At 58.0% G+C, this 14,314-nt stretch carries 13 protein-coding genes; 2 read left to right on the top strand and 11 right to left on the bottom strand.

What is annotated here, in order from left to right; translation table 11 throughout:
• Window positions 1–124 precede the first annotated feature (124 nt).
• Entirely contained in the window at window positions 125–853 is a 729-nt protein-coding gene (locus HY962_01240; GenBank protein MBI5645528.1) for a hypothetical protein, read from the bottom strand.
• A gap of 469 nt (window positions 854–1,322) precedes the next feature.
• On the opposite strand from HY962_01240, the gene bshC reads away from it, so the two are divergent.
• Window positions 1,323–2,951, top strand: coding sequence for a bacillithiol biosynthesis cysteine-adding enzyme BshC (gene bshC / locus HY962_01245; GenBank protein ID MBI5645529.1), 1,629 nt, complete (start codon window positions 1,323–1,325; stop codon window positions 2,949–2,951).
• 102 nt (window positions 2,952–3,053) lie between these two features.
• Here the strand turns inward: bshC and HY962_01250 are convergent, their stop codons facing one another.
• The 10 genes from HY962_01250 to HY962_01295 form a co-directional block, all read right to left on the bottom strand.
• Window positions 3,054–4,157 carry a glycosyltransferase gene (locus tag HY962_01250; protein MBI5645530.1) on the bottom strand — a complete coding sequence of 368 codons (1,104 nt, stop codon included), beginning with the start codon at window positions 4,155–4,157 and terminating at the stop codon, window positions 3,054–3,056.
• Window positions 4,158–4,162: 5 nt separating this feature from the next.
• A complete protein-coding gene (locus tag HY962_01255) occupies window positions 4,163–4,810 on the bottom strand; it encodes a polysaccharide deacetylase family protein (protein ID MBI5645531.1) in 648 nt (215 codons plus the stop codon).
• A 70-nt stretch (window positions 4,811–4,880) separates the two neighbouring features.
• Window positions 4,881–5,747 (bottom strand): DUF1207 domain-containing protein, encoded by an 867-nt coding sequence (locus HY962_01260; protein ID MBI5645532.1) that lies wholly within the window; start codon window positions 5,745–5,747, stop codon window positions 4,881–4,883.
• The gene (locus HY962_01265; protein ID MBI5645533.1) at window positions 5,747–6,004 is read right to left on the bottom strand and encodes a hypothetical protein; all 258 of its coding nucleotides are present in this window, start codon (window positions 6,002–6,004) and stop codon (window positions 5,747–5,749) included. The genes HY962_01260 and HY962_01265 overlap by 1 nt, the downstream gene beginning before the upstream one ends.
• 99 nt (window positions 6,005–6,103) lie before the next feature.
• Window positions 6,104–7,309, bottom strand: a complete 1,206-nt coding sequence (locus HY962_01270) for an ABC transporter permease (protein ID MBI5645534.1) — start codon at window positions 7,307–7,309, stop codon at window positions 6,104–6,106.
• A gap of 32 nt (window positions 7,310–7,341) precedes the next feature.
• Window positions 7,342–8,568 (bottom strand): ABC transporter permease, encoded by a 1,227-nt coding sequence (locus tag HY962_01275; protein ID MBI5645535.1) that lies wholly within the window; start codon window positions 8,566–8,568, stop codon window positions 7,342–7,344.
• 12 nt (window positions 8,569–8,580) lie between these two features.
• Window positions 8,581–9,315 (bottom strand): ABC transporter ATP-binding protein, encoded by a 735-nt coding sequence (locus HY962_01280; protein MBI5645536.1) that lies wholly within the window; start codon window positions 9,313–9,315, stop codon window positions 8,581–8,583.
• Window positions 9,308–10,606 carry an efflux RND transporter periplasmic adaptor subunit gene (locus tag HY962_01285; protein ID MBI5645537.1) on the bottom strand — a complete coding sequence of 433 codons (1,299 nt, stop codon included), beginning with the start codon at window positions 10,604–10,606 and terminating at the stop codon, window positions 9,308–9,310. Before HY962_01285 ends, HY962_01280 begins: the two co-directional genes overlap by 8 nt.
• A gap of 11 nt (window positions 10,607–10,617) precedes the next feature.
• Complete coding sequence (locus HY962_01290; GenBank protein MBI5645538.1) at window positions 10,618–11,973, bottom strand: TolC family protein; 1,356 nt, start codon at window positions 11,971–11,973, stop codon at window positions 10,618–10,620.
• An 81-nt stretch (window positions 11,974–12,054) separates the two neighbouring features.
• Window positions 12,055–13,542 (bottom strand): HD domain-containing protein, encoded by a 1,488-nt coding sequence (locus HY962_01295; GenBank protein ID MBI5645539.1) that lies wholly within the window; start codon window positions 13,540–13,542, stop codon window positions 12,055–12,057.
• 302 nt (window positions 13,543–13,844) lie between these two features.
• Here HY962_01295 and HY962_01300 point away from each other — a divergent pair, with 302 nt between their 5' ends.
• Window positions 13,845–14,282, top strand: coding sequence for an Hsp20/alpha crystallin family protein (locus tag HY962_01300; protein ID MBI5645540.1), 438 nt, complete (start codon window positions 13,845–13,847; stop codon window positions 14,280–14,282).
• Window positions 14,283–14,314: the final 32 nt, after the last annotated feature.

Below are 14,314 nucleotides of genomic sequence, written 5' to 3' on the forward strand. Positions count from 1 at the left end.
GAGACGTTCCCGAGACGTTCTGCAAGACGGAGCAATCCGAGTTTGTTCCCGATGAGTTTCTGTTGCGTGGTCATCGTCACACGGTCCTTTCATGTGGTGGTTGATGATACGCGTCTGTCAGATATTATCCTAACTTGTACAACTCATCGGTTCGTAAGGAATCGTATTCCCATATCTCGTTAGGCGCATCGGCTGCCCAGTTCATCGCAATACAATCGTCTTCGGTGTAGTTCGTTTGACAACAATTACGGATGACACCTTGTCCGAATAATCTCTCGAGAATCGTACAGCGTGCATGATAACGATATGTCGTATCCGCAGGCGTTCCTAGCCAGGTCTGTTGACCAGTGACTTTGGTCAAAGTCACGTCTCGTACGCGTACTTTATAGATGCCGATAACACCATGCGAGATAAGTGCCGCCAAAGATGTGTCTTCCTCGGTCAAAGCGTGATACCGTTGTCCCACAAAACCAAGAGCGGTTGCAATGTTTGTCTTATAGGTTGGCCGCACTTCGGGAAAAAGTCCCGCCGTGGAATATTCATGACGCATTCTGAGATAGAGCAACGCGTCGTAGTCTATCGCGCGGGCCAGGTATTTGTAAAACAGTCGCAGGCTATCCAACGACGTCACCTTGTCGAGACTGTCTGCGATCTCCCATCGTGTCTTTGCCCTGCACGCGCTGTCGAGTGCCCAATAGAAGTACGACACATCAAGCGGGATTCCAGGCGAAACATACGTGAGTGGGCCTGTTGCGTAGAAATAGGCACATGTGTCTCCCGCAAAAATCTCCCCGTGCTGGGCAAACACCACCGGCGTTGCCAACAGCATAAGAAAAACACATAGTCGTTTCATGTGCACTTCCCACAGATTTGTGGCATCCCTCACTCCGGCAGCACTGTCACGAACTCCACAGTCAGATCTTCGCCCCCTTCCAGAGTCCGCCGAACTCGCCCGTGCGGGCGTCGTACACGGTCTGCAGCCAGGGATTGCGCATGAAGCCCACGCGGCGCACGCGGCTGCTGCGCATGCGCACCTGTCAGAAGCAAAACCGCGGCGCAGATCATTCCCACGCGGCGGCGGGCCGTGTAACGCGTGACTGGGAGGTCGATCATGGTATATCCCCTGCTGTGTGAACCACACTGTGTTTCCCGGACAGAAAAACGTGGCATGCGCCGCATGACACCAGACGAGCAAATGGCGCATATGGTACTCCGAACTTGTGGAATAGCCGGCGCAAAGTCAAACGTGACGGAATGGAAACCGGAGTGGGGAAGGCATCGATGTCCCCGCTTTCGTATATTGGGGTTTTCCCCCAGGCACGATGATTACACTTCCCTTTTCCTCGCTCCCCGGCACGACCGATCTCTTCAACGACTATTGCGCCGGCCTCCCCGAAACCCGCCGCTACTTCGTCGGGCACTTCACGGATCCTCTCGCTTACGAGACGCATCTTCAATTGCTCGAAAGGCGCACCTACTTCCGCGGAGAACTCGCGGACGCGCTCTATGAGCAGAACCGGACGTGGGGAGCCGGCGAAAGGACCATGCAGGCGATCGAACGCCTGAGAAACTCGAACACCGTATGTGTAGTGACGGGACAGCAGGTATCGCTGTTCACCGGTCCGCTGTACACCATTTACAAGGCCCTGACCGCCTGCAAGATGGCGCTATGGCTACGCGAACAGTTCCCCGCCTACGACGTCATCCCGGTGTTCTGGCTTGAATCCGAAGATCACGACCTCGATGAGGCGGGCACGACGGCGCTGATCGACCGTGAGAACGACTTCCGACGCCTGGTGTACGCGGAGCCCGACCCCGAAGGGCAGAAGAACACCGCACCCGTAGGATCCATGCCCTTGGGCGAGCGTATCGAGTCGCTGCTCGAGGAACTCTCCACGCTGCTCCCCTCCACGGACTTCACGGCCGATGTCGTGAACATGATGCGCGAGGCGTACAAACCCGGGAACACCTTCGCGACGGCCTTCGCGACGATGCTGCATGCGTTATATCCCGACGCCGGGCTCGTCTGTGTGGATCCCTCCGATCCGGAAATCAAGAAACTTCTCGCCCCCGTCGTTCTGCAGGAACTCGAAACGTTTCCGACCTCGGGCGAGGAAGTGATAAAACGCAGTGCGGAACTCGAGGAGCGGTACCACGCGCAGGTGAAACCACGCGCGGTGAATCTGTTCTACCTCCACAAGGGCGGACGCTACCCCATCGAGCCGAACGAGGACGGATTTTTCCTGCGCGGATCAAGGCAGCGCTTCACGTCGGAGGAATTGCTCGAGATCGCCAATGTGCAACCCGAGCTCTTCAGCCCGAATGTGCTGCTCCGGCCGATTTTTCAGGACTACCTCTTCCCCACCGCCGCCTACATCGCCGGGCCCGCCGAGGTCGCGTATTTCGCGCAGCTCCAACCCGTGTACGATCACTTCCAGATACCGATGCCCGTCATCGTGCCGCGCGCGAGCATCACGCTGGTCGAGCAGAAGATCACCAAACTATTCAACAAGTTTTCGCTGCAATACGCATCGATGTTCGACAGTCCCGAGGTCTTGTACAGGGATCTGCCCATTTCGTCGGAGAACGATACGCCGGGAGCCGGCTTCGCGGCCTTCAAAGCGGGGATGGCGGAACTGCTCGGTACATTGCCCGGAATCGCGGCCGACACACAGCAGCAGCTTGTCGATCCGGCCCGCGCAACAGTGCAGAATATCGAGAAGTACATCGCGCTGTTCGAGGAGAAGTTCACTACGGCACGCCGCGAGAAGGATTCGACACTTCTCCGTCAGCTCGAGAAATTACACGTGTACCTGGCCCCGGAGGGCAAGCCGCAGGAGCGCCAGTACAACATCACCACCTACCTCAATCGGTACGGCCGCGACATACTCTCGCGCATCGAGACGCATTGCCAGCCCTTCCCCGCGGAGCATCGGCTGCTCATGGTGTGAACGATGTAGCAACGTGGGAAAGTAGCAAAGTGGAAACCAACATTACGTCGTTGTATACTTTGTCACCTTGCTACTTTTCTACTTTGATACTTTCGCCATCCGTCAGAGTTTCCGCCCCTTCCACACTACCTTGCCCGTGAGGAACACCACAAAGGGCAGCAGGGTCACGTACACGAGGTAGTAGAGTTCAAAGACGGGGAAGTAGCGGAAGAGGCGCTGCTGGCCTAGCTGCTTCAAAGGGAACGACAGAAGAAACGCATCGCCGAGACACTTGCCGGCGAATGCCGCGCACCAAGCCCAGAACGGTATGCCGAAAAACGGGAGCACCAGCAGCGCGGCGTTCATGAAGAAGCCGATGCTCATGATCGCGAAACCGAGCGGGTGAATGTCCACTCCTCCGCGGCCCCAGCGTTTTTTCTGCCTGTAGAGTTCCTTCGCGTCCGCGCACGGTTCGCTCCAGACCAGCGTGCTCGCCCGCACCGGATATCGGATCTTCCAGTCCGATTTGTAGCCGATGCTTTTAAACAGGGCGAAGTCCTCCGTGACACTGAAACCTACGGCGGCATAGCCGCCCACGTCGGTATACGCGCGTTTCCTGAACGACATATTGTTGCCCACCGCGCTGAGCGGACGTAACCATCCCACACCCGCGGATGCGATGGTAAGCAGGTAGGCCCAATCCACCGCCTGCATGCCGGCGAACCAGTCCGCGCCGCGTATGAGAGTGAAACCGCACACGCAACCCACCTCGGGGGTATACTGGCGCACGGTTTCCAGGACCCATTCCTCGGGCACCGCACAGTCCGCGTCGGTGGTCAGTATCACCTCGCCGCGCGCGTGTTCTATGGCTTGCGCCACGGCATTGGCCTTTCCGCGCATGCCGTGTATGGTGCCTTCCGTTTGCAGGACGCGTAGGGACGGCATGCGGGTCTCCCAGACGCGCATACGCTGCAATGTGTCGTCGGTGGACTGATCGTCGATCACCAACACCTCGAGCAGGTCCGCGGGGTAGCGCAGGCGCGACAGCGATTCGATACACCGGTCGATGTTCCCCGATTCATTCCGCGCTGCAACGATCACGGTCACCGACAGTGATGTATCGGCTGCCGCGGGCCTGCTTGCCCTGCGGGCGCCGCTCCAGAAAAAGAGAATTTTCAGGAGGTACAGCGCGAGGAGTATGAAGGTTGCCGGAAGTATCCAATCCATGGTGCTTACTGCCAGATGGCGCGCGGTTCGGCTGTGCGAAGGTGCTTGAGATGCAGAATTTCGAAGAAGGCTGCGGTCAGTGCATCGAGACGTGAGTGAGTTCGGTCGTTTTCGTGTAACACCACGATGGCGCCGCCCTTTATGTGCCTGCGTAGGAATGTGCGCATCTCCGGCACGGAGCGTCTCTCGACAAAATCGTATGGCATGCAGTTCCATGCAACGGGATGTAATCCGAGAGTTCGTGTGATGACACGCGCGCGCCGCGGAAACCGGCCATACGGCGCCCTCACGAGGTGCGGACGGCCGCTGTCCAAATCGTTGAGCAGCGCTTCTGTCGCCTCGATCGATTCCCGTATCTCGGACGCGGAAAGTCCCGACCACCGCGTGTGCCGGTAGCCGTGGTTCGCGACCACGTGCCCCGCATCGACGATGGCACGGGCCTCGGCGGCATAACGGACTATAAGTTCTCCGTTCAGAAAAAACACGGCGTGCGCGGAATGCGAGGCAAGTATGTCGAGAAGCAAGGGCGTCGTACGCGGATGCGGACCGTCGTCGAACGTGAGCAGAACCTCGTCCCGTCTGCCAATCCGTCGCGTCCCGATATTCACAAATACGGGCGCCAGCGATCCAAGGCTCGCAGTGATGCAGCGCACGGTCCGAAAGTGGTTCAATCGCGAACAGAAAGTCGCGGTTGCCCGCGGATGCGCGCTTGCGGGATCCACGTCAGAACGTCACGGTGAAACCATAGCCCCACGTTGTCCAACGGAGGTCATGGTATTCGCCGTGTTCACTGTTGCCGCTGAACCAGCTCAGGAAAAGGTTCACTCCCCTGCCGCCCCAACGGCCGATACAGACACCCGCCTGTACGGAATGAGATGCAGCGTACGCGCCGATGTCCACGAGCCATCCGTCGTATGCGACGTACGGTGTCACATTTCCATCCGCGAAGGAGATGGGATACACCTCGATGCCACCGTGTGGCGCGAATCGTCCGAGATGTGGCGGATCAACATGCACGAGGTACTGTGCTCCCGCGTACACGCGGTAGGCGCTGTTGCGTTCGTACGCGACAACAAGGTCGAGAAACTCGCGGCTGTACACACGTGGCAGGCGTCCGTCACGCCAGGCGCCGTCGATCTTGTCGAAGCTGCCATCCACGAGATGCGCGCTGATGTGGCTGAAACGCAGCCGGCCTGTGAGAGCGGACTGCTCGTCGAACCGCGACACATGGCTGATGTTCACTCCAAAGAGATAGTCCACTGCGTCAACGGGAAAGTGGAAATCCGCCGCCTGGCGCAGTGATGTCCACGTAAAAAAGTCCGCGCCGAATGTCCACGCTTCCGCGTTGCCGTCCCTGTGTCGCAACGCAAGAAGATCCGCTGTGGCGCCGATGTCGAGACGCAGGCGGTGCTCATTGCGCAGAGTGTTCATGCCCATGCGGGCTTCGACCGTGTGTGCAATAAGCGGACGGAAAGCGGGTGACCCTTCGGCCCAATCGATATTCCATTCCTGCGCCGTCATTGCTGCCGGAAACAGGATCGTAAAGACCAATACGTGCCGCCACGCACGTGCTGCGCGACGGAGCGTCATTACAGGGCCTCGTCCTCGTCGAAGAGTGCGCTGCCTTCGCCGCCCGGTTTTGCGATGAAGAGCCGGGAACAGATGTCCCCGTCAAAATTTCCCGTCCGTTCACAATTCTGGAACCGTTCGCGCAAGGCGTCCACATTGTCGGCCTCACCGCTCGTGGCGACATCATCGATGTCGTCGCAGTTCATGCAGAATTTGACCTCCGTTTTTACGGGAAGATGCACGGAATGGTCCAGATCTATGTCACGCTTTTTGATCATGTGTACGCCTTTCGACTTATCCGAATATAGAACACAAACACGGAAACCATCAATCTTGTTTCCGATCGGACAAGAGAAAAACGAATTGCGCGACCTGCCCTATTCGTAGCGCAGTGCTTCTATCGGATCGAGATTCGAAGCCTTCCACGCGGGGTAGGTGCCGAAGACGATGCCGATGAACACGCAGGACGCCAGACCAAAGAGCACCCAGCCCGGCTGCACAATCGCCGGGATTTCGAGGGCGAAAGCGAGCGCGTTGCCCGCGCCCAGGCCGGCCGCAATGCCAAGCACACCACCTATCAGCGAAATTCCGACGGATTCATGAAGGAATTGTGTGACGATGGATCTGCGCGTTGCGCCGACGGCCTTGCGGATGCCGATCTCACGTGTGCGTTCCGTGACCGACACAAGCATAATGTTCATGATGCCGATGCCCGCCGCAAGCAACGCCACCGCGGCGACAGCCATGGTTCCGACACGGACGTACAGCGTCAACTGATTGAATTCCGTAATCACCGATTCGTTCGAAAAAATGGCGAAGTCGTTTTCTTCACCCGCGGGCACATTGCGGATTGCGCGCAGCGCGCCGGTCACATCGTCGAGCACCGCATCGTAGGTGTCGCGCGAAGGCGCCTGCACCATGATATGAATGCTCCGGTTTTTGCCGAAGGTTTCGAAGAACGTGGTGATGGGGATGATAAAGTAGGAATCGCGACTGCCGAAAAGTCCGCCCTGCGCCTTGAGCACGCCGATCACATGCCAGGGCTTCCCGAGCATGCGAACCGTCTGGCCTATCGGATCCATGCTCGGTGGAAAGAGTTTTCGCGCGAGACTTTCACCCAACACAACAACAGGACGGGTCAGGTCGAGATCGGATTGTGTCAGACCGCGTCCGAGTTCCACTTCCCACTGATTGGTTGGGAGGCCGTCGGGATTTTCGCCCGCGATTGCGATGTTCGGATCCGTCCGCGTATTGCGCCACGAGACCTCGTGTCCGAAGGTCCAGACCTCGAGCCCGATGCGCTGCGCGCCTGTACGCGCGTCGATGAGTGCGAGGCCTTGCGCGTAGGTCAGATCCTTCCGGTTGCGCTCGCGGTCGCGCCAGCCGGGCTCGCCACCCATGTTACGTCCGTGTTTCTGTATCTGGAAGGTGTTGGCTCCAAGCTGGCTCAGCCCCGATTCTATGCTTTGCTGCAACGCGCCAAGCGCGGTCATCACGGCGATGATCGAGAACACGCCGATGGAGACGCTCAGCACCGTCAATGCGGCGCGCAGCCGATTTGTCCGCAGTGTGCGAACAACCATGCGAATATTTTCCATCAGGGCCATGATGTCGCTCACTCGTAGCGCAACGCGTCGACGGGATTCATGCGCGCGGCGGTGTAGGCGGGAACGATGCCCGAGATGAGCCCCACGGTGATCGATATCGTGAGTGAGAGTCCGACGACCCACAAGGGCATGCTCGATGGCAGAACCTTGTCGATGATCAGACTGAGCGGATACGATAGCCCCAATCCGATAAGCCCGCCGATGAGGCACAACGCAGCCGCCTCGATGAGAAACTGCGTGAGAATGGTGCGACGTCGCGCACCGAGGGCCTTGCGTGTGCCTATTTCCTTTGTGCGTTCCTTCACCGATACGAACATGATGTTCATGATGCCGACACCGCCGACGAGCAGGCTCAGCGACGTGATAAGGAAACCGATGATGCCGATTGTGCTGACGACATTGTCGAAAATGGACTTGAGGAATTCCTGCGTATTGATGCCGAAGTCGTCTTCCTTCCAGGCGGGCACACGCCTGATCTTCCGGAAGGCGCCTATCAATTCCGTTCTCGCCTCCTCCTTGTCGATCCCCTCGAGCATCTTCACGTGTATGTCGAAACTCCGCTCGCCTCCGAACACGCGCAGGAAATTGTTGAGCGGGATGAAGGCCTGGGTATCTTTGCTGAACATGCTGGTGCCGAGGAAGTCACCCTCCTTCTCGAGCACACCGATGACGCGATAGGTGAATCCGCCGATCTTGATGAACTTGCCGATCGGGTCTTCTTTTTCGAAGAGATTATCCGCAACATCATGTCCGATCACGCAGACAGGCCTGCCGCTGTTGCTCTCGAGATCGTTGAAGAAACGTCCTTCCTGCGGCACGACACCGGAGGTCACGACGTATGCCTCCTCGGTTCCCAGCACATTGCCGCGCACGGAGCGGTTGCCGTACTTCATGGTCGCCTGCCACGTCTGCACGACGGGCACGACGGCCTCCGCGAGTGTGAATCGATCCTTGAGCTGCCGGGCTTCCAGCAGGGTGATGTCGCGGCGATTGCGCGACTTCCACCATTCGTCGCTGAACCAGTCCCACTTGCTCACATAATACACGTCGGCACCGAGCGACTTGATACTGTTGTCGAGCGCGGAACCGAGCCCCTCGATCACGGTCGCCATGAGGGTCACAACCACGATGCCGATGACAATGCCGAGCGTCGTGAGCACGGAACGCATCTTGTTGGCGACGATGGCGGCAAAGGCGATGCGCAGTCCTTCACCCAGTTCGAGAAGTCGATGCATGGCGGGCGCGATTTAGAGCTTCGAGGGATAACGCCGCGGATTCTCCACGTGCACGTCGCTTGCGATCTCTCCGTCGAAGAGCCGCACGATGCGATGCGCATGCGAGGCGATGTCCTCCTCGTGTGTGACGAGGATAAGCGTGTTGCCCTGCGTGTGAAGGTCGGAGAAGACCTGCATGATCTCCTCTCCGGTTTTCGAGTCGAGGTTGCCGGTTGGCTCATCCGCAAGGATGATGGAGGGATTGTTGACAAGCGCGCGCGCAATGGCCACGCGCTGACGCTGCCCGCCCGACAATTCATTCGGCTTGTGATTCATGCGGTCGGCGAGGCCCACCGCGGTCAACGACCGAGCGGCCCGTTCGCGACGTTCGGCTGTGCCGACACCGGCGTAGATCAGCGGAAGCTCCACGTTGTGCAGAGCCGTCGAACGCGCGAGGAGGTTGAAGGTCTGGAACACAAATCCGATCTGGCGGTTCCTGATCGAGGCCAGTTCATTGTCGTTCATCTCGCCGACATTCGAGCCGGTGAACATGTAGAGGCCCGACGACGGCGTGTCGAGGCACCCGATGATGTTCATCAGTGTGGACTTGCCCGAGCCCGATGGTCCCATGATCGCGACATATTCGTTCCGGTAGATGTCGACGGAGGCGTCACGGAGAGCATGCACTTTCTCGGCCCCCATGTCGTATGTCTTCGTGACATTCTTGATGTGGATGAGCGGCGTGTCTGCCGCGAGCGGACTATTCATCATTTGCCTTCACGGAAACGGCCTTGTTGTCGATCCTCACGCGTGAACTGTCGTTGAGTTCGCGGGAGATGGCCCTGTAACTGCCCTTCACGACAGACTCGCCTTCCTTGAGTCCGTCGGTTATCTCGATGTACTCGTCGCTGCTGATTCCCGTCTTGACCACGCGTTTGCGCGCGAGATTCTTGTCGACGATGAACACCACTTCGTCCGGTTTTTTCCGTTCCTTTTCCTTGGCCGGTTCCACGTTTGCCGCGGTCTCCTCGGCCTCGGGCGGGGTTTCCTGGTCCTGCTTCTTTCCTTCACGCGTGGTGACGCACTGCAGAGGCACCGCCAGCACATCCTTCTTTGTTTCAGTTTCTATCTTCGCGGAACACGACATGCCGGGACGGAATTCGACGTTCTTGTCGAGGAGCAGGAGGCGCACCTCGAAATTTGTCACCTCCTCCTGGGTTCCGAGCCCCTTGGTTTTTGCAGTGTTGGCGATCTGATACACGGTGGCCGCGAAGCTTCGGTTCGGGTAGGCGTCCACCTCCACGCGTGCGGTGTCGCCCAGGCTGATGAGTACAACGTCGTTCTCGTTCACCTCGACGCGGGCTTCCATCATGTTCAGATTGCTCACGGTCATGATCTCGGTGCCCTGCATGAAGCTGGATCCCGAAACACGCTCGCCGAGCTTGGAGATGAGTTGCGACACGACACCGTCGATGGGCGAGAAGATGGACGTCTTGTTCAGGTTCTCTTTCGAGCGGTCGAGGAAGGCCTGCGAGTTGTCGACCTCGTATTTTGCCGCGTCAACATTGGCCTTCGCCACATCGTACGTGTTTTTGATGGATTCGAGATCGGCTTCGCTGATGAGCCCCTTCTCGAACAATTGCTTCTGCCGCTTGAACTCCGATTCGATTTTCCGGAGGTCCGCCTCGCGCTGTTGCTGGAACGATTTTGCGCGATTCACGTTGGCGACGGCCTGCTGCCTGTCGGCGATGTATGTGTCGGGTTTGATGCGAACGAGAAGCTGCCCGCGTTTGACACGGTCGCCTTCCTTGATGGGAAGCTCGATGATTTCTCCCGACACCTCGGCGTTGATTTTCACCTGTGTCTGCGGCTCGATCTTGCCCGTCGCTTCGACGATCTGTGTGATGGTCATGCGTTTGACATTCTCGGTCTGCACAACCACGATGTTCTCGCTCTTCCCGCCGAAAATGATGACGAGCACGAGCACGATGACGATGAGCCCGATCCCCGAAAAAATGTACAGCTTCTTCCGGTTTTTCTTTTTCGCGTTGGTGGCCATTGGATGCCCTGTTATCGTTCAGTGGGAATGGGTGTGGTGCCGACCTGGTATTCAAGCGCCTTGCGCGCGATCCGGTAATCAAAGGTCGCGTTCACAACGTCGCTCTGCGCGGCGGTGAGATTCGTGTTTGCGACGATGAGATCCAGCAGTGTGCCCGCGCCAAGTGTATAGCGCTCGTTCGCGATACGCTGGTCCTCCTGCGCGGAGGTCAACGTGCGATTCGAGATCTCGAGATTTTTCTCCGCCAGCGTCACGGCGTTGTAGGCCTTCTGCACGCTGCCGGAAATGCTGCGCTGCAGTTCCAGCTTGTCTGTCTCGGCGTTCATTCGATCAACTTCGGCGAGTTGTACGGCCGATGACACGGCGAATCCGTTGAACAACGGAACGGAGAGCTGCAGGCCGTAGGAAAAGGTTCCGTAGTCCTCGCCTGTGAAGTTCTTCAACTCGATGTTGCTCCACGCATATCCTGCGGACGCGGTGAGTGAGGGATAATGTCCTGCACGCGCGATCGACACGCTCTTCTCCGTGCTCCTCACGGCCACGTCGGCCGCGAGAAAATCGCTGCGGGAGCGCATTGCCTCGAGCGCGAGTTTGTCCGTGCTTCCCAGTCCGCTTCTATACGAGGCTACCTCGCCCGCGTCCAGTGGAGCGGCGCTGTCGCCGGGATCGATGTCGAACTCCGCATCGGGTTTGACACCGAGAAGCGTCTGCAGATCGATAAGCGCGTCCTCGTACGAATTCTGCGCCTGCAAAAGACGAAGCTCGTCCTGTCCTACCTGTACCTGCTGCCTGTACACATCCGCAAGCGGCACGCTCCCCACCGCATTAAGTTCCTTGATACGCTCGAGCTGCTTCTTCGAACGCTCGTGGTTGCTCTGATTCACTTTCACGAGCTGTTGCAGTCGGAGCGCGTTGTAAAAATCCTGCTGCACGAGGAACACAGTGCTCTGCTTGCTCCGCGCAACACCCATCTCGGCCGACTGCATCCCGAGCACGCTTCTGTCGGCGGTGTGGATGTTTGCGAGACCGTCGAACAGTGTCAGGGATGATCCGATCGAATAGGAATACGAATCCTTCGACGTGAGTGTGGCCGTGGGTGAAATCGTGCGGACGGCTTCCTTCGATGATCGTGTCCAGGAGCCGTTCGCATTCAGCGAGGGGAGGAAGCCGCCGAAGGCCTGGCGCTTCACGGCGGCCGCGCGATCGATATTTTGGACGGACCGGCGCAGGCCCGCGTTGTTCGCGAGGCCGGTCTGTATGCATTGCTCGAGTGTGTACTGCTTCGCGGATTGTGCAATTGCCGCGGACGAAAGAACCGCCGTCAGCAGAATCGCCGATGCGAGATGTCGCGAGAATCGTCTTGCCATGGGATCGAAAACTCCAGGTGTGACCGGCTGTCTGCCGGATTGAGAGAACCGTGATTCAAACGGAATTGCTATGCAAAAGTTTCAGACTCGCAGCTCCGGTGGAAGCTCGGCGAGCATGCTTTTTCTCGACTTCGGTTTTTCCAGACGCGGCGCCGAGAGCACTTCATCCTGTATGTTGCGAAGATACTCGATTGCCGCGTCACGATCGTTGGGTATAAGGCCGTCGAGGATCGCGTCTTCAATGCGAGTTTTTAAAACCCCCACGACGATACCCGCCTGGACGCCGCACAGTCGCATGATGTCGTCGCCGCTGAGAGGCGGCTGCCACGATCGCAGCCGGTCCTTCTCCTCCACTTCCTTCAGCTTCTCGACGAGGGACTCGTAGTTGCGCAGATACTTCTGCACGAGCTTCGGATTCTTTGATGTGATGTCGGCGCGGCAGAGCTGTATCAGCGCGTCGATGTGTTCCCCTGCGTCGAAGAGCAGACGGCGCATGGCGGAATCCGTCACACCCTCATCCACCAACGCCATGGGACGCAGATGCAATGCGACTAGTTTTTCAATGAAGTGGATATCTTCGTGCGGAAGGCGCAGGTGCCGGAAAATCCGCTTCACGCGGCGTGCGCCGATTTCGGCGTGCCCGTGAAAGGACCAGCCGTGTTCGGGGCTGAACGACTTTGTCTGCGGTTTTGCGATGTCGTGCAGCAGCGCGCTCCACCGTAGCCGGAGATCGTCACTCACCTTGGCAACATTGTCCACAACACGGAGCGTGTGATAAAACACATCCTTGTGATGGAAGTTGCGCGTCCCGTCGGGATATTCTATGGATCGCTGGTCCACGCCCGCCAGTGCGTGCAGATCGGGAAGGAAGTGGCGCAGCAGGCCAAGCTCCATCAACAGTGCGAGCCCGATGGAAGGTTTGGGCGCAGCAAGTGTCTTTTGAAATTCGTCTCGGATACGCTCCATCGAGACGATGGAGATACGCTCGTTCATGCGTTCGATACCGTGACGCGTTGTTGCGGAAAGATGAAATTGCAATTGCGCCGCAAAACGGCATGCGCGCATCATACGCAGCGGATCATCGCTGAACGTCGTCTCCGGATCGAGCGGCGTGCGCAGAATCTTTTTCTCGATATCCGCAACTCCATTGAAGGGATCACGGAGAGTGCCGTAGTTCGCGTCGTTCAGTGCGACCGCCATTGCGTTCACCGTGAAGTCGCGGCGCCGCAAGTCTTCGTCGATGGTGCCGTTCGACACGACCGGCTTTCGCGAAGCCTCGTCGTACACTTCCGTGCGTGTGCCGACCGTCTCGATTTCCACGCCCCTCACCTCGAGTCGTGCAGTGCCGAAACGTTCGAAGACGACGAGTTTGCTTCCATGCAGCACGTTCGCAAGCAGGCGGGCAAAGGCCACCCCATCGCCAACGACGGAAATGTCGATGTCCTTCGTGGCACGCCGCATCAGGACATCCCGCACGTAGCCGCCGACAAGATAAATTTCGAAACCGCTTGCGTCGGCCGCCTCTCCTAATAGACGAGGCAGCTCGTCATGTATCTCGAGGTGTTGCATTATCAGTCAAATCTTCTCGAATTGCGAAATGTAGCTAATCGGCTTCACTGAATCAAAGGCGGACCGCGGAGTGCCTGATTCCTGATTCGGGATGCACACAATCCGGCGAATACAGACTAGCCGGTGAGTCTGACTTTATGGCAGACTCTTTTCGGCAATAACCCGCCAAAATTGGTCACCGCAGTGTTGTTTCGATTTTTGACTGCAAAAAATGTCCGCTATTTGTTGATATAAGGCAATTCCGTGTCTGGTACGCGGTTTGATATACTGCAGGGGATACCCATTTTTCAAGGAAGGAAAACATGCCACATTTTCGATTTGAACCCGCAAAAGACTTCGAGAACTTCGCGCAGAAAATGAAGAAGTTCATCGACGAGTTCCCCGAAACCTTCTCCTTCGAGCTGGGGCGCGGATTCGAGCCGCGCGTCGACGTGTTGCACGACGATCAGCGCGTGTATGTGTACGTCGAGCTGGCAGGAGTGAGGAAGGAAGATCTCTCGATCTCCTACAAGGACGAATCGGTGACAGTGAGCGGCACCCGCATGCCCGCATATAATCCCGAAGAAGTGGTGCCGACCCGTGTCGAACGAGCCTTCGGGTCATTCACCCGCAAGGTCGCTCTGCCCTGTGATGTCAAGCCCGACTCCGTGCAGGCACGGTTCAACGACGGTGTATTGCTTGTGACATTCGACAAGGTCAAGGCGGCCGCACCCAACGAAATCAAAATCGACATCCAATAAAACCGACAGCACCCCCGCAGCGCGGGGCGTCT

Source organism: Ignavibacteriota bacterium (genome assembly GCA_016218045.1).
GTDB lineage: Bacteria > Bacteroidota > Ignavibacteria > SZUA-365 > SZUA-365 > JACRFB01.